Source organism: Arthrobacter phoenicis (genome assembly GCF_047238215.1).
Classification (GTDB): domain Bacteria; phylum Actinomycetota; class Actinomycetes; order Actinomycetales; family Micrococcaceae; genus Arthrobacter.
Genome location: NZ_JBDFMK010000001.1, coordinates 2,212,705 through 2,235,070 on the forward strand (window position 1 = coordinate 2,212,705; position 22,366 = coordinate 2,235,070).

A 22,366-nucleotide genomic window follows, 5' to 3' on the forward strand; every position below is an offset into this window, starting at 1 on the left:
TCGGGCGTTCGGGGCGGGGAAAGGTCCGTAATGGATTTTGTGATCCCTTCGCGTGTGTCTAACCGGAGCCACTTCACTCTCGCGCAGAAACACGCGATTCTCGAGGAGTACGACAAGTGCCTTGAACGCGGTTCCAGGACCGCGTTCAGCAGGGCGGTCGGCATCACCGATGGAACTCTTCGGCTCTGGGTCCGGCAGCGTGAGGCCGGGGAGTTGAGGTCCAATGCCGCGCCAGGAAGTGAGGACCAGCGCTTGAATGCCGGAGATAAGCAACAGCTCAAACGGGTCTTGAGAGAGAACGAGATCCTTAAAGCCAAACTGGCCCGGTCCGAGGCCGCGGTGGACATTCTGGGAAAAGCTTCCGCGCTCTTGGACGCGATGGCCAGGAGCGCGGCGGCAACGGACCCGCACCTTCCGGACCCGGACCCGGGCCGGCCCGAATGGTTGATCCCAAAGTCTGGAAAGGAATCGCCCTGACCTTTGCCGGGCACCTGGTCTCGGCCGGCTGGTCAGCGGTGAGGACCTGCGCCCTGCTCGGTCTTCACCGCACCACCTGGTACCGGCATCTGAACCCCGCTCCTCCCGCCGGAGTCACCCTCCCGCATAAGGGCCGGGCCTACCCGAACCGGATCAGCACGGCTGAGGCTAAGGAATTCATGGAACGGCTCAACTCCGAGGACTACGGGAACCTCTCGGTCACCCAGGCCTACTACCGGATGCTCGATTCCGGGCGCTGTTCCTTCTCGATCGCCTCAGCCCACCGGATCGTGGCCGCGCACGGGCAAAACGGGGACCGCCGGGTTCAACGCGGCGGCACCGGCTCCCGGCAACGGGTCAAACCTGTCCTGAACGCGGACGCCCCGAACCAGCTCTGGAGCTGGGACATCACGATGCTCCACGGGCCCGGGAGACACACCTACCGGCTCTACACCATCATGGATGTCTACTCCCGCAAGGTCGTCGGGCACCGGGTTGAACACACCGAAACAGCCGCCCTCGCCGCCGCCCTGATCCGGGACGCCGTCACCGGAAACCACCACAGCCCCACGGTCCTGCACGCCGATAACGGGGCCCCGATGCGGGCCGGCACAACCCTGGACCTGGCCCGGGCACTGGGCATCGAGCTCTCCTACTCCCGGCCCCGGGTCTCCGATGACAACCCGTACTCGGAGTCCCTGTTCAAGACCGTCAAATATGACCTCGACTTCCCCCGCCGGTTCCAGGACCTGGACCACGCCCGGGACCACATGGCCGCGTTCTTCACCGACTACAACACCAACCACCGCCACAGCGGACTGAACTACTACACCCCCGACACCGTCCACCACGGCCGGATCGAGCAGGCACGCAGCCAACGCCAAGCCACCCTCGACGCCTCCTACAACCGCAACCCGCACCGATACCACCGCAAACCCACCGCACCCGGAGCCCCACCCCCAGCCGGCATCAACCACAAACAAACCACCCAGCTGTCACAAACAGCTTGATACATACCGTCTGCACGTCTGTTCGGCAGGGAACCGTCGAAGCGGCGCCCAGCACCCGCTCAGGTGTAGTCAGTATGCTTACGGGACGCCGAAAGAAACGAGACACCCCATGAGCAGGCCCGTGCGCATCGAGGTTGAGGTGGCCGGGCACGTGGGCCACGTGTTCGCCTCCCGCAGGAGCGCGGACACCGACGACGCCGGAGCCACCACCGATGTGCCCGGCCGCGACGCCGGAGCCACCGGCAGCGGCATCGGCACCAAGGGCCCCGCCGAGCCCGCGCCGGGGCCGCCCGCCGTCGTCCTGATCCACGGCATCGGCGCCTCCCACCGCTACCTGGAGCGGTTGCACCGCAACCTCGCCGCGACGGTGGACACCTTTTCGATCGACTTGCCGGGCTTCGGGGCCACGCCGGAACCGGACCACACCCTCAACGCCGCCGAACAGGCCACCTACATCATCGGTGCGCTGGAACGGCTGGGAGTGCTGGACTTCGTCATTGTCGGACACTCGATGGGCACCCAATTCGTCACGGAGGTGGCCGTGCAGCAGCCGGCCCGGGTCCGTCACGTGGTCCTGATGGGTCCCGTGGTCAACGACCGCAGGCGCACCGTGGCCCGGCAGGCGCTGGCCCTGGGCCGGGATTGCCTCTCCTTTGAGAGCCCGTCCTCGAACGCCGTCGTCTTCACCGACTACCTGCGCTGCGGGCCCGCCTGGTACCTGAAGAACCTCAGGGTGATGATGGATTACCGCCTGGAGGACCGGATCATGGACGTGTCCGCCCCGGTCCTGGTGCTCCGCGGCGAGCACGATCCGGTGGCGCCGAGGGACTGGTGCCACCGCCTGATGGCGCGGGCCGCCGCGGGTGCGTTCCTCGAGGTCGAGGGCACCGGACACGTGGTCCAGCACAACAAGTCCGTCGAGGTGGCCGAGGCGATCCTCCGCTTCGCCGGCCTGACCGAAGCCGCCCCCGCCGCGGAGCCCGTCGCATGAGCGGTCCGCTCCGGGTCGCCGGCTGGTGGGCGCTGGACTACGTGTACGCCGTCGGCCGGCAACTGCGCAGCGCCGTCTCCCGGGTGAGCCCGGATGAATTCCTCAGCGGGACGGGCCGCCACGTCCTCATCATCCCCGGCATTTTCGAGGACTGGCGCTTCATGATGCCGCTGATCCGGACCCTGCACGACGCCGGGCATCCGGTGCACGTGGTGACCGTGCTGCAGCGGAACCGGCTGGCCGTGCCGAAGGCCGCCGAACTGATCGCCGGCTACCTGCGGGACAGGGACCTGACGGACGTCCTGATCGTGGCGCACAGCAAGGGCGGCCTGATCGGCAAGTTCGCCATGATGGCCCTGGACCCCGAGCGACGGCTGGTCCGCATGGTGGCCGTGGCCTCGCCCTTCTCGGGCTCGCGTTACGCCGGGTTCATGCTGCTGCCGAGCCTCCGGGCGCTCTCCCCACGCAGCGCCGTGACCCTCCAGCTCTCCCGCGAACAGCGGGTCAACGAGCGGATCACCTCCATCTACGGGCTCTTCGACCCGCACATTCCGGAAGGCAGCGTCCTGCCCGGGGCGCGGAACATCCAGCTCGACACCGGCGGCCACTTCCGCATCCTGGCCCACGAAGAGACCCTGAAGACCGTCCTCGAGGAGGCGGCCGCCCCGCCGGCCTAGCTGTCGAAGTGCGTGCGCGCCGGTCCCTGTCCCAGGGAATCGACGATGCTTGCCGCCACGGTGTGCAGCTTGACGTTGCGGGTGCTGGAGGCGGCCTTGAGCAGCTCGAACGCCTCCGCCTGGCTGCAGCGGTTCTGCGCCATGATGATGCCGACGGCGACGTCGATGCCCGTGCGGGTCTCCAGGGTCGCCTTGAGGTTGCTGGCCTTCTCGCTGAAGTGGGCGAACCGGACCGCGAGCCGCAGCGCCATGGAGGTCTGGCTCACGAAGCCGTGGGCCAGGTCGCGGGCCCGCTCGTCGAAGCGGTGCGGGCGGCGCGAATACAGGTTGAGCGCGGCCCGGGTGTCGCCGTCGAGGAGGAACGGGACGGCCAGGATGGAGCGCATGCCGTGTTCCCGGATCCGTGCCGTGCACTGCGGCCACCGCTCGTCCGCTTCCAGATCCTCGATATGGACCGGGACCTGTTCGCGGGACGCCGTGATGCACGGGCCGTCGCTGAAGCCGTACTGGATCTCGTCCATGGCCTGGGCGGCGGCGCTGCTGCTGGCCACGGTGGCCGCCTTGCGCTCCCGGAGGAGGGTGATGCCGCACAGCACTTCGTCGCCGACCTCGGAGAGGGTGCGCGCGGAGACCTTCGCTAATTCGCCGAGGAACTCTTCCATGTCCGCGCTGTTGAGCACGAATTGGTTCAGGTGTTGGCTAATCGAAGCCACAGATGAATCACTTGCCACTGTTCGTTGATGCCGTTTCGCTCGAGGTGTCGATCCGGCAGCTGGGGCACCACGGCGAGCAAGTTCACGGTGGTAACGGTGACAGGGCCGGACCAAATTCGTCCAACGGCCTTCTGCTAAACCGTACCGAGAAAAAGTATATACAGGACGCCGGACTCTTTTGGTGCGCCCTGTCCGGCCGTCCGCCGCCAGCGGACGGCGCCCCGCCCGCTGGCAGGAATTCCGCCGAACGGCATGACGGGTGCGGGTGCCGGTCGTAGTCTTAGGCCTAACTGGCAGGCACTCGGACGGATACCGCATGTCACAGCTTGAACTACGGGAGGCCGCCTCCCCGCCGCTGACCATCACCGACGCCGCGCGGCAGGCGCCCGACGCCGTCCTGGCCGCCCTCGGCTCCGGGCCGGACGGGCTGTCCGGGGCTGCGGCCGCGGACCGGCTGGACGCGGTGGGACCCAATGCGGTCCGGACCCACGAGGCCAGCGCCTGGTCCGTGCTGGCGCGGCAGTTCCGTAGCCCCATCCTGATCCTGCTGCTGATCACCGCCGGGCTTTCCCTTTCGCTGGGCGACGCCACCAACTCCGTGGTGATCGGCGTGATCCTCCTCGTCAGCGTCGGCCTGGGGTTCAGCAACGAATTCCGCGCGGAGCGGGCAGCCGAGGCCCTGCACTCCCGGGTCACGCACACCGCCGTCGTGGTCCGTGACGGCACCGTCTGCGAGGTGGCTGTCACCGCCCTGGTCCCGGGCGACGTCGTCCAGTTGGGCCTCGGCGCCATCATCCCGGCGGACTTGCGCATCCTTAGGGCTAAAGACCTGCTCTGCGACGAGAGCATCCTGACCGGCGAGTCAATGCCGGTGGCCAAGACGCCCGCGCCCGTGACCGAGAACGCCTCGCTCGCCGACCTGACCTCCTGCGCCTTCATGGGCACCGTCATCCAGTCCGGAAGTTGCACCTGCGTGGTGGTCGCCACCGGCGGACGCGCCGAATTCGGCCGGATCGCTCTGGGCCTCGGGGAGCGGCAACCGCAAACAGAGTTCCAGCTGGGCCTCAAGCGGTTCTCCTTCCTGCTGCTGGAGGTCGCCATCGGGCTGACCTCGCTGATCTTTGTCGCCAACCTGCTCCTGCAGCGGCCGGTGATCGAGTCGCTGCTGTTCTCCCTCGCCATCGCGGTGGGCATCACCCCCCAGCTCCTGCCCGCCGTCGTCAGCACCAGCCTGGCCACCGGAACCCGGCAGCTGGCTAAGCGGAAAGTCCTGGTCAAGCGGCTGGTCTGCATCGAGGACCTCGGCGACATGGACATCCTGGTCACGGACAAGACCGGCACGTTGACGGAGGGCAGGATCAGCTTCACGATGGCGCTCCCCGTGGCCCAGGGAACCGGCCCGCCCGAGCTGTTCACCCTGGGACTCCTGGCCACCGAGGTGGATTACTCCGCGGCGGAGCGCTCCGTCATCGGCCAGAACCCGCTGGACGCCGCGCTGTGGGAATCGCCGCAGGCCGCCGGCTTCGAGCCGGCGCGGTACGAACGCCTCGACGTGATCGGCTTCGACCACCTCCGGCGCCGCACCTCCGTACTGGTCCGCGACGGCGACGGCAGGCCGCGGATCATCACCAAGGGCTCCCCGGAAGACGTCCTGGCCCTCTGCGGACCCGTCACCGCCGAGGTCCAGGCGCTGCTGGACGCCCAGTTCGCCGCCGGCTCCCGCGTCGTGGCGGTGGCCACCCGGGAAGCGCCCGGACTGGCGGATCTGACCCCGGCCGACGAAACCGGGCTCCGGCTGGCCGGCTTCCTGGTCTTCCTCGACCCGCCCAAGGCCAACGCGCGCGAATCGCTGGACCGGCTGGAGGCGCTGGGCATCACGGTCAAGATCGCCACCGGGGACAACGCCAAAGTGGCCGAGCGGGTCTGTGACGAACTCGGCGTCCTCTCCGGCGGCACCATCACCGGCGCCGAGGCAGAGGCCATGTCCGACCCGGAGCTGAGCGCCGCCGCCCGTGAGGCCAGTATCTTTGCCCGCGTCTCGCCCGAGCAGAAGGCCCGGATCATCCGGCTGCTGCGCCAGAGCGGCGGGGCGGTGGGATTCATGGGCGACGGTGTCAACGACGCCCTCGCGCTGCACCAGGCGGACATCGGCATCTCCGTTGACAGCGCCACCGATGTGGCCAAGGACGCCGCCGACGTCGTTCTCCTGGACAAGGACCTGGGTGTCCTGGCCGACGGCGTGATGGAGGGCCGCCGGATCTTCGCCAACACCATCAAGTACGTGCTGATGGGGACCTCCAGCAACTTCGGGAACATGTTCAGCGCCGCGACGGCCTCCGTGGTGTTGAGCTTCCTGCCGATGCTTCCGGGCCAGATCCTGCTCAACAACCTGCTCTACGACACCGGCCAGCTGGCCATCCCCGGGGACCGGGTGGACCGCGAGCAGCTGCTGGCGCCGGCGCACTGGAACATCGGCTTCATCCGGCGGTTCATGTTCCTCTTCGGCCCGATCAGCTCCCTCTTCGACTTCGCGACGTTCGGCCTGATGCTGTACGTCTTCAACGCCGTCCCGGGGGAGTTCCGGGCCGGTTGGTTCATCGAATCGATCGCCACGCAAACGCTGATCATCTTCGCGATCCGCACCCGGCGGGTCCCGTTCCTGCGCAGCCGGCCCTCCGCCGGGCTGCTCGGAGCGTCCCTCGGGGTCGTGGCGGTGGGTGTTTTCCTCCCGCTCTCGCCGCTGGCCGGGCTGCTGGGATTCGACCCGTTGCCGGTCCCGTTCTTCCTGGCGCTGCTGGGCATGACCGTGGTCTACCTGGTGCTGGTGGAGGTGGCCAAGCGGTGGTTCTTCGCCCGGGCCGCCCAGCAGCCCCCGGCGGCGGTTCTGCCCCGGGTCCGGCGGCGGGGCCGGGACCACCACATGGCCCGGCGGGCCGCGCGGTTCAGCACCCCCGGCGCCACCACCCGCCATGCCCGCCGGGCACCGTTGGCACCCCGCCGCGGCAGGGAAAACCGCGGCAAACGAAACCGGGTCCAAGGGCCCTCACGCCCCCGAAAGCCGTGAACGATAGTGAGATGAAGCGGCCCGGCCGGGCATCCACCGCCCCGGCGGCCCACTCCGCCGGCGGCGCCCGGCGGCCGCCTCCCTGATCGGAAAGCCGGGACCATGAGCATTTTTGAAGACCGGGTCGACGCCGGACGGCAGCTGGGGAGGCGCCTCTGGGACCTGCGGGGCAAGGACATTGTGGTGCTGGGACTGCCCCGCGGCGGCGTGCCCGTGGCGGCGGAGGTGGCCGCTGCCCTGGACGCCCCGCTGGATGTGATCGTGGTCCGGAAACTGGGCCTGCCCTACCAACCGGAACTGGCCATGGGGGCGATCGGGGAGGGCGGGGCCCGAGTCCTCGAAGAACACGTCCTGGCCCAGTCCCGGGTGGGCGAGGACGAAATACGCGCCGTGGAGGACCGCGAGCGGGTGGTCCTGGAGGACCGGGTGGCCCGCTTCCGCAGGGGCCGCCGCCGCCAGGACCTGACCGGCCGGATTGCGGTGATCGTCGACGACGGGATCGCCACCGGATCCACGGCACGGGTCGCCTGCAAAATCGCCCGGCAGCTCGGCGCCGCCCGGGTGGTCCTGGCCGTTCCCGTGGCGCCCGCGGACACCCTCGCCCGGTTGGTGGAGCCCGACGAGGTGTTCTGTCTGGCCACCCCGCGCCAGTTCACCGCCGTCGGCTACCACTACCGGGACTTCTCACCCACCGAGGATGACGAGGTGATCCAGCTCCTCGACGCCGCAGCCCGCCGGCTCCACGACGCCCCGGCGTATCCGGGCACGGGGACGGCCGCGGCACCGGAACCGGCCGAGGTCGAGGAGGAGGTGGAGATCCCGGCCCAGGGCGTGCGGCTGGCGGGGCAGCTGCACCTGCCGGTCCCGGCCCGCGCCGTCGTCGTCTTCGCCCACGGCAGCGGCAGCAGCCGGCACAGCCCCCGGAACCGCTTCGTGGCGGGGGTGCTGCAGCACGCCGGGCTGGGGACCCTGCTGCTGGACCTGCTGACCCCGGCCGAGGAGCGTGACCGTGCGAACGTCTTCGACATCCAGCTGCTCGCCCGCAGGCTCACTGCCGCCACGGAATGGTTGGGTACCCGTGAGGACACCGCGGTGTGCGACGTGGGCTACTTCGGGGCCAGCACCGGCGCGGCGGCGGCGCTGTGGTCCGCATCCGAACCCTTCGCCCGGGTCACGGCTGTGGTCTCCCGCGGCGGCCGGCCGGACCTGGCCGGCCCGCGGCTCGGCGCCGTGCGCGCCCCGACGCTGCTGATCGTCGGCGGCCTGGATACCGAGGTCCTGGAGCTGAACCGCCAGGCCAAGGCGCAGCTGCGCTGCCCGAACCAGCTGGCCGTGGTCCAGGGGGCCACGCACCTGTTCGAGGAACCGGGGACCCTTGCCGCCGCGGCCATCCTGGCCAGAGACTGGTTCGGCAAGCACCTCGCGCCCGCGAGGGCCGCCACCGCCAAGGAGTGATGCATGCAGTACACGTACACCGCCGTCGTGCCGGCCAGTTGGGAAGAAGCAGTGGCGAAAACCAAGGCGGCGCTCGCCGCCCAGGGATTCGGGGTGCTGTCCGAGATCAACGTCCGCGCCACCTTCGCGGCAAAACTGGGGGAGGACGCCGCGTCGGCCGTGGGCGACTACGTGATCCTGGGTGCCTGCAACCCGCACCTGGCCAGCAAGGCGCTCGCCGCCGAACCGGAGCTCGGCGCCCTGCTGCCGTGCAACGTGGTGGTCCGCCGCGGGGCGGGGGATCCTGCCACGACGGTCCAAGCCATCGACCCGCAGACCATGGTGCAGCTCAGCGACAGCGATGCGGTACGTGAGGTGGCGGACGACGCCGGCACCCGGCTCCGTGCCGCCCTCGACGAACTGGTGCAGGGCTCCGACACCGGCTCATAGAACCGGGGCCGGGCCGGAGTCCCTGCCTGGAACTGCTACTCGGCGTGCCCCTGGTCCCGGCTCATCTGGCCTTCCGCCGGGGGAGTCTCGCCGGGCGGTACGCCGCCGCCGGGTTCCAGGCCGGTGATGTTTCCCTCCAGCGGGTCCGGGTTCGGTGACGCCGCCGCATCGGGCTGGCCGTCGCCGCGGGCCGCGGCATGCCGGGCCTTCAGCGCCTCCGCGGCCTCCGGGTCCGCCGAGCCCCCGCCGGGCTTGGGCGGGTCCGGGTTGGCCGGGTCATTTTCGGGGTGGTAGCTGCTCATGGTGATGCCTTCCGTCGGGCCTGCTCAGGACGCTTTGATAAGCATGCTGACTATCCTAACCGCCCGCGGAGCCCGGTGGACAGCCTCCACCGGAACTCCGCCTAGGCGCCGTGCGGCCGGTTGCCCCCATGCCGGTGCGCCCGGACCGCGTAGGCGAGCAGCCCGAGGCCGGCGAGGATCACCACCGCCGGGACAATGACGGCAGACGGCACCAGAACAGCGGCGGCCTGCCCCAGGAACACGACCCCCAGCACGCCCAGTACTGCCGCCGGCGCCAGCGGCCACCGCATCCGCACCGGCCGCACGGGGGTTCCGCCCGCGGCGGCAGGCGATGCGCCCGGGTCCGGTTCCCCGTGGACCGGGACCAGGGCGAGCACGGCGAAGGTCGCCGCCAGGCCCAGGAAGAAGACGGCGGCGGTGGTGGCATCCGGGAGGCCCGCCGGCAGGGCCACCACCACCGCCAGGGTCAGCATCACCCCGCACGGAATCAGTGCCCACCAGAAACCGGGGACCCGCAGGAAGACGGCCGCGAACCCCGCCGCCATGAGGACGAACAGGAAGGCGCCGGCCCGGCCGCCCGCGCCGGCCTGGCCGGCCAGGATCACGGCGGCCAGGCCCAGGAAGACCGAACCGGGGATTGCCGCCCACCAGAAGGCCCGGTCCCGGACGAGGAACACCGCGAAGGCCACGCCCACGGCCGCGAAGATCAGCGGCGGGATCACGACGGCGCCCGCCAGCACCCCGAGGACGTCGAGTAGCCACAGCAGTCCGACGCCCATCAGGGCCAGGCCCGCTACGATGCTGGTTCTTGCCGACTGCATGGGTTGCCTCCCGGGCATCACGCCGTCCCGGCGGCCCCGGCCTGTCCGGCGTCACCCTGGCCCACGATCAGGACCGGGCACTTGGCGTGGGCGGCGCAGGCACCGCTCACCGATCCCATCACCTGGGCAAGGAAGCCGCCGCGGCCCCGGCGCCCCACCACCAACAGCTGGGCGTCGGCGCTTTCATCGACCAGCACCTTCGCCGGCGGGCCGAACTTCACCTCGCGGCTCAGCCGCTCCGGGCGCTCGCTGCCGAAGGCCCGCTCCAGCGTCTCCTCCAGCAGCCGCTTGGCGGTCTCCTCCAGCTCTTCGGTGGAGGCGGCGCGTTCCTCCGGCAGGTGGGAGGCGAAGAAATGGTCGGAGCTGCCCAGGCAAGTGACCACAGTCAGGGGGGCGCCCAGGCCGTCGGCCATGCGCCCGGCGAGGCGCAACGCCGTCGTCGAGAATTCCGAGCCATCGACACCCACGACAATCCGCTGATCTGCGCCCATGCCCCCACCATCGCCGCCGCCCCGGCCGCCGCCTAGGGCCGAAAGTCACCGCGGGAGGAGCCGGTTTAGCACTGTCCTCTGGGCGGACCCTGTGTGCGGCGGGGCCGCAGCCGATCTAGGGTGGAGCCACGGCAGCGTCGCGACCACCGAGGAGAACCGATGAGAATTGCACTAACCGGAGCAAACGGAAAACTGGGACGGCACGTGGTCCGCAGGCTCAGGGCCGACGGCCACGAGGTGACCGCCCTGGACCAGACCGGAGAGCGGGATCCCGGTTTCACCCGGGTGGACCTGCGCAACTACGGCCACGTGGTGGATGTGATCCTCGGCCTGGACGACCGGCACGAGGGCTTCGACGCGATCGTGCACCTGGCCGCGATCCCGGCACCCGGACTGGCCCCGGACGCGGCCACCTTCGAGAACAACATGCTGGCCACCTACAACGTCTTCCAGGCCGCCCGCCGGGCCGGTATCAAGAAGATCGTCTACGCGTCCAGTGAGACCGTGCTGGGCCTGCCCTTCGACATCGACCCGCCCTATATCCCGGTGGACGAGGAGTACGCGGCCCGCCCGGAGAGCACCTACTCCCTGGTCAAGCACCTGGAGGAGCAGATGGCCATCCAGCTGACCCGCTGGGACCCCACCCTGAGCATCAGCGCCCTGCGGTTCTCCAACGTCATGGACGCCGAGGACTACGAAGAATTCCCATCCTTCGACGCCGACGCCCGGCTCCGCAAGTGGAACCTCTGGGGCTACATCGACGGCCGCGACGGCGCACAGGCCGTGGCCCGGGCGCTGGCGTACACCGAACCCGGCTTCGAGGCCTTCGTGATCGCCAACGCCGACACCGTCATGAGCCGGCCCAGCGCCGAACTCGCGGCTGAGGTCTTCCCCGGCGTGAAGGTGGTCAAGGACCTCGGCGAGCACGAGACCATGCTCTCGATCGACAAGGCCCGCCGCGTCCTCGGGTACGAACCGGAACATAGCTGGCGCGACTACCACTCGCTCGAGACCACCCCCACCGAAGACTGAGGACCCACATGGACTACCGCACCCTGGGCGCCAGCGGCGCCGTCGTCTCCAGCTACGCCCTCGGGACCATGACGTTCGGCGCCGAGGCCACCGAGGAGCAGTCGCACGCGATCCTCGACCGCTACGTCGCCGCCGGCGGCAACTTCATCGACACAGCCGACGTCTACTCCGCCGGCGTCTCGGAGGAAATCACCGGCCGCTGGCTCGCCGCCCGCCCGGATGCCCGGGACTCCGTGGTGATCGCCTCCAAGGGGCGCTTCCCGATGGGGGCGGCGCCCAACGACGTCGGCACCTCCCGGCGGCACCTGACCCGGGCGCTGGATGATTCGCTGCGCCGGCTGGGCGTGGAGCAGATTGACCTGTACCAGCTGCACGCCTGGGACCCGGTCACCCCGCTGGAGGAGTCCCTGCGGTTCCTCGACGACGCCGTGCGCAGCGGCAAGATCGGCTACTACGGCTTCTCGAATTTCCTCGGCTGGCAGCTGACCAAGGCCGTGCACCTGGCCCGCGCCCACGGCTGGAACCCGCCGGTGACCCTGCAGCCGCAGTACAGCCTGCTGGTGCGTGAGATCGAGTCGGAGATCGTGCCCGCCTCCCTCGACGCCGGGATCGGCCTCCTGCCCTGGTCGCCGCTGGGCGGGGGCTGGCTCTCCGGCAAGTACCGCCGCGACCAGGCCCCGCAGGGTGCCACCCGCCTGGGCGAGAACCCGAAGCGCGGCATGGAGGCGTGGGAGGCGCGCAATGCGGATCCGCGCACCTGGGAGATCGTCGACGCCGTGCACGCCATCGCCGAAGGGCACAACGTCAGCGACGCCCAGGTGGCGCTGGCGTGGCTGGCCGGGCAGCCCGCGGTCACCTCGGTGATCCTGGGCGCGCGGAGCGTGGAGCAACTGGAGGACAACCTCGCGGCGGCCGGGCTGGGGCTCTCCGCCGACGAGCTGGCGCGGCTCGACCAGGTCAGCGCGCCCCGGGTGGGCGTCTACCCATACGGGCCAATGGCCCGGGAACAGCGCAGCCGCAAGATCGCCGGCGGCCGCTAGCGCAGGGTTGCCTCCCGGCTTACGGGGCGGCGGCCGTCCCCGGTTGCGGGGCGGCCCCCGGCCCGGGGGCCGCCCCGGCGTCGTCCTTGGCGGCACTTTGCTGGTGGCTGCTGGACCAGATGTCGCCGATTTCCTCGGTGGACTGCTCCACGATGCGCCGCATGGCGGCGTGGGCGGCGTCCATTTCGCCGCGCTGGATGGCGCTGGCGACGTCGACGTGCAGCTGCAGCGCCTCGTGCTGGGGCAGGTGCGGCATCAGGCCGTGCTCGGTGCGGCCGGTAAGGACCTCAGCCACCAGGTTGTGGAGCTGGGAGAACATCGGGTTGCCCGAGGCCCGGAGCACAGTGGCATGGAACTCAATGTCCAGGCGCAGGAACTCGTCCTGGTTGCCGCGCTGCCCGGCCGCCCAAAGCCGGGCGGCCTGCGCCACCAGGTCGCTGCCGGCCTCCCAGGTGGCCCGCTCCGCGGCGAGCCGCGCCGCCTGCGGCTCGATGGCGCCGCGCAGTTCGTTCAGCGCCCGCAGCTGGTCCACCCGGCGCGAGGACGCCAGCCGCCACCGGATCACCTGCGGGTCGTAGAGGTTCCAGCATTCCTCCGGCCGGACCACGGTGCCGAGCCGGCGGCGGGATTCCAGCATGCCCATGGCCGAGAGCACCCGGGTGGCCTCGCGCACCACGGACCGGGACACCCCGTGCCGGGCCTCGAGCTCATCCAGCCGCAGGATCGAGTGCGGCGCCAGGGTCCCCTCGGCAATGGCGAGGCCCAGCGTCTGGACCAGCACGGAGTGCAGGTCTGCTGAAGACTCCGCCGTTGGGGTTTGCATGAATAAAGCATACGGGTGGGCGCAAGGGGTTGTTTAAGTCTGCTTTATTTCACTAGGATCGCTCCAGAGCAGATGTAAAGATGCATCCGCGCACGGCTGGACCGGGTCCGGCCCTGAAGACAAGGGAGTCGTAATGAAGCGGCGTTCTATGGTGAAATACGCGGCGGTGGCCGCGGCCCTCTCGCTCGGACTGACAGCCTGCGGCGGTGGCAGCGGCAGCAGCGATGCCAAGGCAGCCGGCACCGTCCGGGTCACCCTGGCCAACCACGTGTGGACCGACGGCATCAAGGCCGCGATCCCCGAGTTCGAGAAGGCCACCGGCCTCAAGGTCGAACTCACCCAGCTCGGCGAGGATCAGCTCTCCGACCAGTACAACGTCAAGCTCAACGCCGGCAGCGACGAAATCGACGTCATGATGTACCGCCCGCTCCAGGAGGGCAAGGCGTTCGCCAAGAACGGCTACCTCGCGGACCTGACCTCCAAGGTCACCGGCGACGCCGGCTGGGACTGGAAGGACTACCAGGAGGGCCCGGTCAAGGCCTCCACCGTCGACGGCAAGGTGGTCGGCGTTCCGATCATCACCGAGCGCGAGGTCCTCTACTACCGCAAGGACCTGCTGCAGGCCGCCGGTATCGAGGTTCCCAAGACCATGGACGAACTGCAGGCCGCCGCCCAGAAGATCTCGGCCGCCAACCCGGACACCGCCGGCTTCGTGGCCCGCACCGGCAAGTCCGCCGCCGTCACCCAGTTCTCCAGCTTCCTCTACAGCTTCGGCGGCGACTTCATCGACGCCAACGGCAAATCCGCCATCGGCAGCGACGCGGCCAAGAAGGCCTACTCCTTCTACGGCGGCCTGATCAAGAACTCCGGCCCCAAGAACGTCAGCACCGACATGAGCTGGCCCGAGGCGATGGCCATCTTCACCCAGGGCAAGGCCGCCTTCTACACCGAGGCCGACTCGCTCTACAAGAACGCCACCGACCCGGCCAAGTCCAAGGTCGCCGACAAGGTGGGCTTCGCCGCCCTCCCCGCCGGCCCGGCCGGTTCCAAGCCGTACAACATCCCCTCGTGGGGCCTGGCCATCAACAAGGCTTCCAGCAACCAGGACAACGCCTGGAAGTTCATCCAGTGGGCCACCAGCAAGGACCGCACCCTGGCCGCGCAGAAGGCCGGCGTCCCCGGTCCGCGCGCCTCGGTCTGGGCCGACCCGGCCGGCACTTCCACCTACCCGAAGGACCTCGCCGACGCGATTGCCGTCAGCGCCAAGAACGGCGTCGGCCACGACCGTCCCGAGGTTGTCACCGTCGGCAAGGCCCGCGAAATCGTCGGCGCCCCGATCGTCGCCACGATCACCGGCGCGGATGCCTCCACCGAGGCCTCCTCGGCGTCGGACGCGTTCCAGAAGTTCCTGGACAGCGAAAAGAAGTAGCGCTCCCTCCTCTGCGGGACGGCCGGGCTCCGGCCGTCCCGCGGGGGACCGCTCCACTCCGGGCCGGACCGCCGGCCCCACCTTCACCCCCTGACTCCTTAGGTGAACCATGTCTGTTCTGAACACCACCCGCAGCGACACGCCGCCGGGGACCGCCGGCCGCGGCCCGGCCCGCTCAGCCGGCCCGCAGCGAAGCTTCTCCGCCTGGGCCAACCGGCACCGCAAGTGGCTCTTCGCCGCCCCGGCGATGATCTTCGTCGGCGTCCTGATCATCTTCCCGCTGGCCTGGACCCTGTACCTGAGCCTGACCGACTCGCAGGGCTCGGTCCGCGCGGCGTCGGAGTTCATCGGCCTGGACAACTACGTCACCGTGCTCTCCGACGTCGAACGGTTCTGGCCCGCCGTCGGCCGCACGCTCTCCTTCACCGGCGTGGCCCTGATCTGCGAGGTAGTTCTGGGCATGGGCATCGCCCTGCTGCTCTGGCGGCCGTTCCGCGGCGAGAAGTGGGTCCGCGTCGCGATCCTGCTCCCGCTGGTGGCCACCCCCGTGGCGGTCGGCATGATGTGGCGCCTGATCTTCGACCCCAACATCGGCTTCGTCAACCAGCTGCTGGGCATGATCGGCATCCCGCCGCAGCCGTGGCTTTCCGGCCAGGACACCGCCCTGGGCACCACCATCTTCATGGACATCTGGCAGTGGACGCCCATGGTGGTGCTAATCCTCCTCGCCGGCCTGACCTCGCTCTCGGACGAACCCGACGAGGCCGCCCGGATGGACGGCGCCAACTCCTTCCAGCGGTTCTTCTTCATCACCCTGCCGCTGATGATGCCGACCGTGATCGTCGCCATCCTGCTGCGCGGCATCGACGCCCTGAAGACCTTCGACATCCTCTACGCCACCAAGGGCAAGGGCGGCGGCTCCTTCCACGAGGTGGAGACCCTGAACGTCTACGCCTACGGCCTGAGCTTCGACTACAACCAGTACGGGCTCTCCTCCGCGGTGCTGATCCTGTTCTTCATGATCATCATCGGCACCATGTGGCTGCTGACCATGCGCAAGAAAGCGGTAAGCAAATGACCGTCCCCTCCCAGACCCCGGCCGGAATCGCCGCCGTCCCGTCCGCGGCGCCCCGTCCCGCCCGCCGTCGCAAGCCGCTGGCGACCCGCGCGTACAAGGTCTTCCGCGTCGTCGCGCTGATCGCCGTCGTGCTCTTCCTCATCGCCCCGCTGATCTGGATGCTGCTGGCTTCGTTCAAGACCAACGTGGACATCTACGACACGGCCAAGTCCTTCGTCTTTACGCCCACCGGCGAGAACTACGCCAACGTGCTGCAGCGGAACAACTACTTCATCTTCATCTTCAACAGCTTCTGGGTGGCCTTCGTCTCCACGGCGCTGTCCCTGGTGCTCGGCGTCCCCGCCGCCTACGCCATGAGCCGGTTCACCATGCACCGCTCGGCCCTGGTGGTCCTGATGGCCCGCGTCATCCCCGGCGTCTCGCTCCTGGTGCCCTGGTACTACGTCTTCTCCAACCTGAAGATGGTGGGCGGGTTCGAGGTGCTGATCCTCAGCCACATGTTCGTGGCGCTGCCGCTGATCGTCTACATCATGATGAGCTACTTCGACTCGTTGCCCCTGGAACTCGAGGAATCCGCGCAGGTGGACGGGCTCACCCCGATCGGGGCGTTCCGCCGGATCACCCTGCCGCTCTCCGTCTCCGGCATCGCCACGGCCGGCATCCTGTCCTTCATCTTCTCGTGGAACAACTTCATGTTCGCCCTGGTGCTCTCCGGCTCCAAGACAAAGACCCTGCCGGTGGCGATCTTCGACTTCGTCTCCTACGCCAGCATCGACTGGGGCGGGCTGATGGCCGCCGCCACGGTGGTCACCATCCCGATCATGATCATTGCGCTCTTCACGCAGAAATACATCGTCTCCGGCCTCACCGCCGGGGCCACCAAGGGCTAGGCACGAATGACACGCATCAGCAGAATCGAAACCTTCCTCGTCGCGCCGCGCTGGCTCTTCGTCCGGATCGAGACCGAGAGCGGAATCGTCGGCTGGGGCGAGGCCACCTGCGAAGGCCGCAGCGAAACCGTCCGCACCGCCGTGGACCAGCTCTCCGAGGTCCTGATCGGCCAGGACGCGCTGCGGATCGAGGACCACTGGCAGGTGATGACCAAGGGCTCCTTCTACCGCGGCGGACCCATCCTGGCCAGCGCCGTCTCCGGCCTGGACCAGGCCCTCTGGGACATCGCCGGCAAGCACTTCAACACCCCCGTGCACCAGCTCCTGGGCGGACACGTCCGGGACCGGATCCGGATGTACGGCTGGGTGGGCGGCGACGAACCCAACGAGGTGGCGGACCAGATCAGCGCGCAGTTGGAGGTGGGCCTCACCGCGGTGAAGATGAACGCCAGCGGACGGATGAGCCCGCTCGCCTCCGTGGCCGAGCTCGACGGCGTCGTCCGCCGTGTGGCCGCCGCTCGCGAGGTCCTGGGCGACCACCGCGACGTCGCTGTCGACTTCCACGGCCGCTTCAGCCTGGCCAACGCCCGCCGGGTGGCGCCGCTGCTGGAACCGTACCGGCCGTTCTTCCTGGAAGAACCCGTGGTCCCGGAGAACACGCACCTGCTGCGGGAGTTCACCGCCTCCACAACAACCCCGGTCTCCACCGGCGAACGGCTCTACAGCCGGCAGGAATTCCTGCCCGCCCTGCAGGCCGGCATCGCCGTGGCCCAGCCGGACCTCTCCCACGCCGGCGGCATCACCGAGGTGCGCAAGATCGCCTCGCTCGCCGAAATCTACGAGGTCCAGCTGGCCCCGCACTGCCCCCTGGGGCCGCTGGCCCTGGCCGCCTGCCTGCAGGTAGGGTTCGCGACCCCGAACTTCCTGATCCAGGAGCAGAGCATCGGCATTCACTACAACCAGGGCGCCGAGGTCCTGGACTACGTGGTGGACAAGACGCCGCTGAAATTCGTCGACGGCCACATCGAGCGGCTCACCGGCCCAGGCCTCGGCATCGAGATCGACGAGGCCGTGGTCCGTGCCGCGGACAAGCGCGGCCACGCCTGGCGCGGCCCGGTCTGGCGCCACGACGACGGCGCCTTCGCAGAATGGTAGGAAGCGTGAACACCACCCTCACTTCAGCGGCCCTGCTGGGCGGCATCAGCGCCACCCGCCTGGTCGCCATCGTGCGCGGCAACGACGGCGGAGCCGCCGCCCGCGCGGCCCTCGCCGCCCTCGGGGAGGGCTTCCGCTTCGTCGAGATCGCCCTCACCACGCCGGACGCCCTGGGCGCCATCGCGGCGGTCCGGGCGGTGGCGCCCGAGGGCTGCTACGTCGGCGCCGGCACCGTCCTGACCGCCCACGACGTCGCGGACGTTGCCGAGGCCGGCGGCCAGTTCATCGTGACCCCCTCGCTGGCCAGCTCCATCGAAGAAGCGGTCCGGCTGGAGCTGCCCGTCCTGGCCGGGGCGTTCACCCCCAGCGAGTCCTACGAGGCGATGAACCGCGGTGCCACTGCCGTGAAACTCTTCCCCGCCTCCGTCGGCGGCCCCGGCTACCTGAAGGCCGTCCGCGACCCGTTCCCCGGCATCCCCTTCATCGCGGTGGGCGGCGTGGGACTGAACGAGGCCGAAAGCTACTGGGACGCCGGCGCCGTGGGCGTGGGCCTCGGCGGTCCGCTCTTCGGCGACGCAGCCTCCGGCGGGGACCTCGAACCGGTCCGGGAACGCGCCCGCGCCTTCGTCGAACTGGCCTCCGGCTACGCCGCCGTCCCGGCGGCCCGGCCGTGAGCGTCGACCTGCTCACCCTCGGCGAGGCCATGGTCTCGCTCCGCTCCGCCGGTCCGCTCTCGGCCGGCGGCAGCCTGGGCATGCACGTGGCCGGGGCCGAATCCAACGTGGCGGTCGGCGTCGCCCGGCTGGGCCACCGCGTGGCCTGGGCCGGCGTCGTCGGGTCCGACCCGCACGGCGAATTCATCCTGCGCGGGCTGCGCGGCGAGGGCATCGACGTCCGCCACCGGGTGGAGGACACCCGAGGCACCGGGGTGATGTTCCTCGAACGCCGCACCGCGGACATCAGCCGGGCGTTCTACTACCGGGCCGGGTCCGCAGGCTCCACCCTCAACCGGGACGACGTGGACCGGGCCTTCGCCGCCGCGCCCCGGGCGCTGCACCTGACCGGCATCACCCCGGCACTCAGCCCTGAGGCCCGCCGGGCCGTGGAGTACGCCGCCGCCCGCGGCGCCGCCGAGGGGCTCACCGTCTCCCTGGACGTGAACTACCGCGCCAAGCTCTGGTCCCGCGACGAGGCACGCGCCGTACTGACGCCGCTCGCCCGGCATGCCACGGTGCTGATCGCCTCCGACGACGAACTGGACCTGGTGGCCGACGGCGGCGAACGCGCCCGTCGGGGGACCGGAGCCACCGCCGCCGATCCGGTTGCCGGTGCCGGTGACGGTTTCGAAAGTGCCGGCGCGGAGCGGGAGGCGGCGATGGCCGCGGAGTTGCTGGGCCGCGGCGTCCTCGACGTCGTGGTTAAACGCGGCGCCGCCGGCGCCGGCGTCTACACCGCCGCGGGCCGCCTGGAAGCCCCCGCCGTCCCCGTCACCAGCATCGACACCGTCGGCGCCGGCGATGCCTTCACCGCCGGCTACCTCTCCGCCCTGCTCGAGGGCGCCGGCACCGCCGAACGCCTGCGCCGCGGCACCCTGGCCGGTGCCTTCGCCGTCAGCTCCGCCGGCGACTGCGAGGGCCTGCCCACCGCCGCCGAACTGGCCCTGCTGGGCGCCCTCCCGGAGGGCGGCACGCAGCGCTGAGGCGCCCCCATCCCTCGTCGGAGTCCGCCAACAGAGTCCGCCGTCACCCTCCGCCGCGAAAGGACCGCTCCACCCATGAAAATCATTGCCGCCGACGTCTTCGTCACCAGCCCGTCCCGGAACTTCGTGACCCTCCGGATCACCACGGAGGACGGGGTGACCGGCATCGGGGACGCCACCCTGAACGGCCGCGAGCTGGCCGTTGCCGCGTACTTGAAGGAACACGTCGCCCAGCTGCTGATCGGCAAGGACCCGCACCGGATCGAGGACACCTGGCAGTTCCTCTACCGCAGCTCCTACTGGCGCCGCGGCCCGGTCACCATGGCTGCGATCGCCGCCGTCGACATGGCCCTCTGGGACATCAAGGGCAAGCTCGCCGGGATGCCGGTCTACCAGCTGCTCGGCGGCGCCTCCCGCAACGGGCTCCGCGCCTATGGCCATGCCTCGGGCTCGGACCTGCCCTCCCTGTTCGACTCGGTCCGCGAACACCTGGAGCTGGGCTACAAGTCCATCAGGATCCAGACCGCGGTCCCCGGGATCAAGGCCGTCTACGGGGTGGCTGCGCAGGCCCAGGCTTCCGGTGAGCGGTACGACTACGAACCGGCCGGGCGCGGCGCGTTTCCGCAGGAGGAGGACTGGGACACCCGCGCCTACCTGCGGCACCTCCCGACCGTCTTCGAAGCGGTCCGGAACGAGTTCGGCCCGGAACTGCCGCTGCTGCACGACGGCCACCACCGAATGACGCCCATCCAGGCCGCCAAGCTGGGGAAGGCCCTGGAACCCTACGATCTCTTCTGGCTGGAGGACTGCACCCCGGCCGAAAACCAGGAGGCGCTCCGGCTGGTGCGGCAGCACACCACCACCCCGCTGGCGATCGGCGAGGTCTTCAACACCGTCTACGACTTCCAGGCCCTGATCAAGGAACAGCTGATCGACTACGTGCGGGCCGCCTCCACCCACTTTGGCGGCATCAGCCCGCTGAAGAAGGTGATGGACTTCGCCGCCCAGTACCAGGTCAAGTCCGGCTTCCACGGCCCCACGGACATCTCCCCGGTGGGCTTCGCCGCCCAGCTGCACGTGGGCCTGGCCATCCACAACTACGGCATCCAGGAGTACATGCAGCACTCGGCCGCCACCAACGAGGTCTTCGAACAGTCGATGACCTTCACCGACGGCTACCTGCACCCGGGAGAGGAGCCCGGGCTGGGAGTGGAATTCAACGAGGAAGCCGCCGCCGCGTACCCCTACCAGCAGGCCTACCTGCCCTATAACCGCCTGGTCGACGGGACCGTCCACGACTGGTGACCGGCAGCGCCGGGGCCAGGCGGCGCCGGCGTCGCCCGGCATCCCGGCGCCGGGCAATCCAATAGCGGGAAACGCACAGAAGGCCCCGGGCGGCGAGTCGAGGCTCAGCCGGCCGGGGCCTGGTCTGTGGATGGTGCGGCGCGCCGGCGCTCCGGTCTGCGCCGTCGGGCGGGCCTAGTGGATCAGTTCCCGGGTCATGCCGAAGGGGACCTGGTCCGAGAGCGCCGCGGTGTAGTGGCCGGGCTTGTGGCGGGTCAACAGGATGCCGTGGGTGCCGGTGAGCATGGCCACCCGCTGCAGGCCCTGGACCGCGTCGTTGAGCCGCTCGTCCAGCAGCCGCCGGCTGTCCACCTGGATCTCAATGCACTCGTTGGCTGTGGTCATCAGAACTGCCTCTCCCGGAGCGCCCCCTGCGCTCCATTTCACCCCGCTGTGTCACCGTGCGGACCACGGCTGAAGTGAGATTAGCGGTTGGGTTAAATGTGAGTCAAATCACCACGCGGACGGCGCGCCGGATCATTCGCGGTGTGTCCGGAGCCGCCGGTGCCCGGCCTCACAGCAAACCGGGATAATCTTCCTGAACATTAGTAAGCACACGGTCAATACGGGCGGCCCGGCCGCCGGCCACCACGCGGTGGCCACGTCCCGGGCGTACAGCGCGGGGACCACGAACACAGGGCAGAGGCGGACGCGGGCAATGGCGCAAGACCAATCAGGAGAACGCTCGGGCTGGTGGCGGGTCTTCCACGACAAGTTTGTCGTTGAAGAGCGGTACATGGAGCCCGAGGACCGCCGCCGGCTCTACCGCACCGGCGCCATCCTCATGGTCGTCGGCGCCGCGCTGTTCACCTTCATCCTGGTCAGCGTCCTGACCCACACCGGCGTCAGCGTGGTCGACGAGCCGATCCGCTCCGGCCTGGTGGCCCTGCGCGGCGAGCCCGCCACCACCATCATGATTATCCTGGCGATCGTCTTCGGCCCGATCGGCCTGCCCATCATCATCCTGGTGGTGACCGTCGCCTGGGGCCTGCTGGCCAAGCACGCCTGGCGGCCCATGGTGCTGGCCGGCGCCATGCTGACCGGCGTCATCCTGGCCCAGCTGATCGGCCACACCGTCGAACGCCACCGTCCTCCGGTGGACCTGATGCTCTTCGGCGCCGACGCCACCTTCTCCTTCCCCTCCGGCCACGTCCTGGGCGCCTGCGACTTCCTGCTGGTCACCTCATTCCTGGTCTTCTCGCGGCGCCGGAACCCGCGCGCCGCCGTCGTCGGCTTCACCGTCGCCGGCATCGGCATTGTCTTCGCCGCGCTGAGCCGGCTGTACCTGGGGTACCACTGGACCACCGACGCGCTGGCCTCGCTGTCCATCTCCTTCGTGATCCTGGGCGCGGTCATGCTGCTCGATACCTGGCGGACCGTCCGTATCGAGGGGGAGCCGGTCACCGGCAAGCTCTCCAAGAAGGAATCCGCCGCGGAATAGGCCTT

The 22,366-nt window shown here is 69.8% G+C and carries 23 protein-coding genes; 17 read left to right on the forward strand and 6 right to left on the reverse strand.

Annotated features, from left to right (window positions below):
• The first annotated feature begins 54 nt into the window (after positions 1-54).
• From ABC337_RS10385 to ABC337_RS10400, 4 genes are all read left to right on the forward strand, one after another.
• The gene (locus ABC337_RS10385; RefSeq protein WP_412882304.1) at positions 55-477 is read left to right on the forward strand and encodes a transposase; all 423 of its coding nucleotides are present in this window, start codon (positions 55-57) and stop codon (positions 475-477) included.
• On the forward strand, positions 441-1,487 hold the full coding sequence (locus ABC337_RS10390; protein ID WP_412882303.1) for an IS3 family transposase: 1,047 nt from the start codon (positions 441-443) through the stop codon (positions 1,485-1,487). The genes ABC337_RS10385 and ABC337_RS10390 overlap by 37 nt, the downstream gene beginning before the upstream one ends.
• A gap of 109 nt (positions 1,488-1,596) precedes the next feature.
• A complete protein-coding gene (locus ABC337_RS10395) occupies positions 1,597-2,478 on the forward strand; it encodes an alpha/beta fold hydrolase (protein ID WP_412884019.1) in 882 nt (293 codons plus the stop codon).
• Positions 2,475-3,155, forward strand: coding sequence for an esterase/lipase family protein (locus tag ABC337_RS10400; protein ID WP_412884018.1), 681 nt, complete (start codon positions 2,475-2,477; stop codon positions 3,153-3,155). The genes ABC337_RS10395 and ABC337_RS10400 overlap by 4 nt, the downstream gene beginning before the upstream one ends.
• Here ABC337_RS10400 and ABC337_RS10405 read toward each other — a convergent pair.
• Positions 3,152-3,886 (reverse strand): GAF and ANTAR domain-containing protein, encoded by a 735-nt coding sequence (locus tag ABC337_RS10405; protein ID WP_412884017.1) that lies wholly within the window; start codon positions 3,884-3,886, stop codon positions 3,152-3,154. The genes ABC337_RS10400 and ABC337_RS10405 overlap by 4 nt on opposite strands.
• Before the next feature lie 298 nt (positions 3,887-4,184).
• Here ABC337_RS10405 and mgtA point away from each other — a divergent pair, with 298 nt between their 5' ends.
• The 3 genes from mgtA (at position 4,185) to ABC337_RS10420 (ending at position 8,816) form a co-directional block, all read left to right on the forward strand.
• Positions 4,185-6,932 (forward strand): magnesium-translocating P-type ATPase, encoded by a 2,748-nt coding sequence (gene mgtA, locus ABC337_RS10410; RefSeq protein ID WP_412884016.1) that lies wholly within the window; start codon positions 4,185-4,187, stop codon positions 6,930-6,932.
• 102 nt (positions 6,933-7,034) lie between these two features.
• Positions 7,035-8,387, forward strand: a complete 1,353-nt coding sequence (locus ABC337_RS10415) for a phosphoribosyltransferase family protein (RefSeq protein ID WP_412884015.1) — start codon at positions 7,035-7,037, stop codon at positions 8,385-8,387.
• Positions 8,388-8,390: 3 nt separating this feature from the next.
• Positions 8,391-8,816, forward strand: a complete 426-nt coding sequence (locus tag ABC337_RS10420) for a DUF302 domain-containing protein (RefSeq protein WP_412884014.1) — start codon at positions 8,391-8,393, stop codon at positions 8,814-8,816.
• 35 nt (positions 8,817-8,851) lie between these two features.
• Here ABC337_RS10420 and ABC337_RS10425 read toward each other — a convergent pair whose 3' ends face one another.
• The 3 genes from ABC337_RS10425 to ABC337_RS10435 form a co-directional block, all read right to left on the reverse strand.
• Positions 8,852-9,118, reverse strand: coding sequence for a DUF6480 family protein (locus tag ABC337_RS10425; protein WP_290256203.1), 267 nt, complete (start codon positions 9,116-9,118; stop codon positions 8,852-8,854).
• A gap of 101 nt (positions 9,119-9,219) precedes the next feature.
• Positions 9,220-9,939, reverse strand: coding sequence for a hypothetical protein (locus tag ABC337_RS10430; RefSeq protein WP_412884013.1), 720 nt, complete (start codon positions 9,937-9,939; stop codon positions 9,220-9,222).
• Between the two features lie 17 nt (positions 9,940-9,956).
• Positions 9,957-10,430, reverse strand: a complete 474-nt coding sequence (locus tag ABC337_RS10435) for a universal stress protein (protein WP_412884012.1) — start codon at positions 10,428-10,430, stop codon at positions 9,957-9,959.
• Positions 10,431-10,589: 159 nt separating this feature from the next.
• On the opposite strand from ABC337_RS10435, the gene ABC337_RS10440 reads away from it, so the two are divergent.
• Entirely contained in the window at positions 10,590-11,462 is an 873-nt protein-coding gene (locus ABC337_RS10440; protein WP_412884011.1) for an NAD-dependent epimerase/dehydratase family protein, read from the forward strand.
• Between the two features lie 8 nt (positions 11,463-11,470).
• The gene (locus ABC337_RS10445) at positions 11,471-12,502 is read left to right on the forward strand and encodes an aldo/keto reductase (RefSeq protein ID WP_412884010.1); all 1,032 of its coding nucleotides are present in this window, start codon (positions 11,471-11,473) and stop codon (positions 12,500-12,502) included.
• A gap of 19 nt (positions 12,503-12,521) precedes the next feature.
• On the opposite strand, the gene ABC337_RS10450 is transcribed toward ABC337_RS10445, so the two are convergent.
• Positions 12,522-13,325: a FadR/GntR family transcriptional regulator gene (locus tag ABC337_RS10450; protein WP_412884009.1), complete on the reverse strand. Its 804-nt coding sequence runs from the start codon at positions 13,323-13,325 to the stop codon at positions 12,522-12,524.
• A 133-nt stretch (positions 13,326-13,458) separates the two neighbouring features.
• Here ABC337_RS10450 and ABC337_RS10455 point away from each other — a divergent pair, with 133 nt between their 5' ends.
• The 7 genes from ABC337_RS10455 (at position 13,459) to manD (ending at position 20,881) form a co-directional block, all read left to right on the forward strand.
• Positions 13,459-14,754: an ABC transporter substrate-binding protein gene (locus tag ABC337_RS10455; protein WP_400158396.1), complete on the forward strand. Its 1,296-nt coding sequence runs from the start codon at positions 13,459-13,461 to the stop codon at positions 14,752-14,754.
• Positions 14,755-14,863: 109 nt separating this feature from the next.
• Positions 14,864-15,832, forward strand: a complete 969-nt coding sequence (locus ABC337_RS10460) for a carbohydrate ABC transporter permease (protein ID WP_364133941.1) — start codon at positions 14,864-14,866, stop codon at positions 15,830-15,832.
• On the forward strand, positions 15,829-16,722 hold the full coding sequence (locus tag ABC337_RS10465) for a carbohydrate ABC transporter permease (protein ID WP_412884008.1): 894 nt from the start codon (positions 15,829-15,831) through the stop codon (positions 16,720-16,722). The genes ABC337_RS10460 and ABC337_RS10465 overlap by 4 nt, the downstream gene beginning before the upstream one ends.
• A gap of 6 nt (positions 16,723-16,728) precedes the next feature.
• Positions 16,729-17,877, forward strand: a complete 1,149-nt coding sequence (gene dgoD, locus ABC337_RS10470) for a galactonate dehydratase (protein ID WP_412884007.1) — start codon at positions 16,729-16,731, stop codon at positions 17,875-17,877.
• A 5-nt stretch (positions 17,878-17,882) separates the two neighbouring features.
• The gene (locus ABC337_RS10475) at positions 17,883-18,551 is read left to right on the forward strand and encodes a bifunctional 4-hydroxy-2-oxoglutarate aldolase/2-dehydro-3-deoxy-phosphogluconate aldolase (protein WP_412884006.1); all 669 of its coding nucleotides are present in this window, start codon (positions 17,883-17,885) and stop codon (positions 18,549-18,551) included.
• The gene (locus ABC337_RS10480) at positions 18,548-19,576 is read left to right on the forward strand and encodes a sugar kinase (protein WP_412884005.1); all 1,029 of its coding nucleotides are present in this window, start codon (positions 18,548-18,550) and stop codon (positions 19,574-19,576) included. The genes ABC337_RS10475 and ABC337_RS10480 overlap by 4 nt, the downstream gene beginning before the upstream one ends.
• A gap of 75 nt (positions 19,577-19,651) precedes the next feature.
• Positions 19,652-20,881: a D-mannonate dehydratase ManD gene (gene manD, locus ABC337_RS10485; RefSeq protein WP_290256191.1), complete on the forward strand. Its 1,230-nt coding sequence runs from the start codon at positions 19,652-19,654 to the stop codon at positions 20,879-20,881.
• Positions 20,882-21,055: 174 nt separating this feature from the next.
• Here the strand turns inward: manD and ABC337_RS10490 are convergent, their stop codons facing one another.
• The gene (locus ABC337_RS10490) at positions 21,056-21,265 is read right to left on the reverse strand and encodes a hypothetical protein (RefSeq protein WP_290256190.1); all 210 of its coding nucleotides are present in this window, start codon (positions 21,263-21,265) and stop codon (positions 21,056-21,058) included.
• Positions 21,266-21,578: 313 nt separating this feature from the next.
• Between ABC337_RS10490 and ABC337_RS10495 the strand changes: the two genes are divergently transcribed.
• A complete protein-coding gene (locus ABC337_RS10495) occupies positions 21,579-22,361 on the forward strand; it encodes a phosphatase PAP2 family protein (protein ID WP_412884004.1) in 783 nt (260 codons plus the stop codon).
• The last annotated feature ends 5 nt before the right edge of the window (positions 22,362-22,366 follow it).

Bases quoted from the DNA above. Each gene is read 5' to 3' on its own strand.
- ABC337_RS10390 (WP_412882303.1), top strand. From the start codon at position 441: ATGGTTGATCCCAAAGTCTGGAAAGGAATCGCCCTGACCTTTGCCGGG.
- ABC337_RS10395 (WP_412884019.1), top strand. From the start codon at position 1,597: ATGAGCAGGCCCGTGCGCATCGAGGTTGAGGTGGCCGGGCACGTGGGC.
- ABC337_RS10400 (WP_412884018.1), top strand. From the start codon at position 2,475: ATGAGCGGTCCGCTCCGGGTCGCCGGCTGGTGGGCGCTGGACTACGTG.
- mgtA (WP_412884016.1), top strand. From the start codon at position 4,185: ATGTCACAGCTTGAACTACGGGAGGCCGCCTCCCCGCCGCTGACCATC.
- ABC337_RS10415 (WP_412884015.1), top strand. From the start codon at position 7,035: ATGAGCATTTTTGAAGACCGGGTCGACGCCGGACGGCAGCTGGGGAGG.
- ABC337_RS10420 (WP_412884014.1), top strand. From the start codon at position 8,391: ATGCAGTACACGTACACCGCCGTCGTGCCGGCCAGTTGGGAAGAAGCA.
- ABC337_RS10425 (WP_290256203.1), bottom strand. From the start codon at position 9,118: ATGAGCAGCTACCACCCCGAAAATGACCCGGCCAACCCGGACCCGCCC.
- ABC337_RS10430 (WP_412884013.1), bottom strand. From the start codon at position 9,939: ATGCAGTCGGCAAGAACCAGCATCGTAGCGGGCCTGGCCCTGATGGGC.
- ABC337_RS10435 (WP_412884012.1), bottom strand. From the start codon at position 10,430: ATGGGCGCAGATCAGCGGATTGTCGTGGGTGTCGATGGCTCGGAATTC.
- ABC337_RS10440 (WP_412884011.1), top strand. From the start codon at position 10,590: ATGAGAATTGCACTAACCGGAGCAAACGGAAAACTGGGACGGCACGTG.
- ABC337_RS10445 (WP_412884010.1), top strand. From the start codon at position 11,471: ATGGACTACCGCACCCTGGGCGCCAGCGGCGCCGTCGTCTCCAGCTAC.
- ABC337_RS10450 (WP_412884009.1), bottom strand. From the start codon at position 13,325: ATGCAAACCCCAACGGCGGAGTCTTCAGCAGACCTGCACTCCGTGCTG.
- ABC337_RS10455 (WP_400158396.1), top strand. From the start codon at position 13,459: ATGAAGCGGCGTTCTATGGTGAAATACGCGGCGGTGGCCGCGGCCCTC.
- ABC337_RS10460 (WP_364133941.1), top strand. From the start codon at position 14,864: ATGTCTGTTCTGAACACCACCCGCAGCGACACGCCGCCGGGGACCGCC.
- ABC337_RS10465 (WP_412884008.1), top strand. From the start codon at position 15,829: ATGACCGTCCCCTCCCAGACCCCGGCCGGAATCGCCGCCGTCCCGTCC.
- dgoD (WP_412884007.1), top strand. From the start codon at position 16,729: ATGACACGCATCAGCAGAATCGAAACCTTCCTCGTCGCGCCGCGCTGG.
- manD (WP_290256191.1), top strand. From the start codon at position 19,652: ATGAAAATCATTGCCGCCGACGTCTTCGTCACCAGCCCGTCCCGGAAC.
- ABC337_RS10490 (WP_290256190.1), bottom strand. From the start codon at position 21,265: ATGACCACAGCCAACGAGTGCATTGAGATCCAGGTGGACAGCCGGCGG.
- ABC337_RS10495 (WP_412884004.1), top strand. From the start codon at position 21,579: ATGGCGCAAGACCAATCAGGAGAACGCTCGGGCTGGTGGCGGGTCTTC.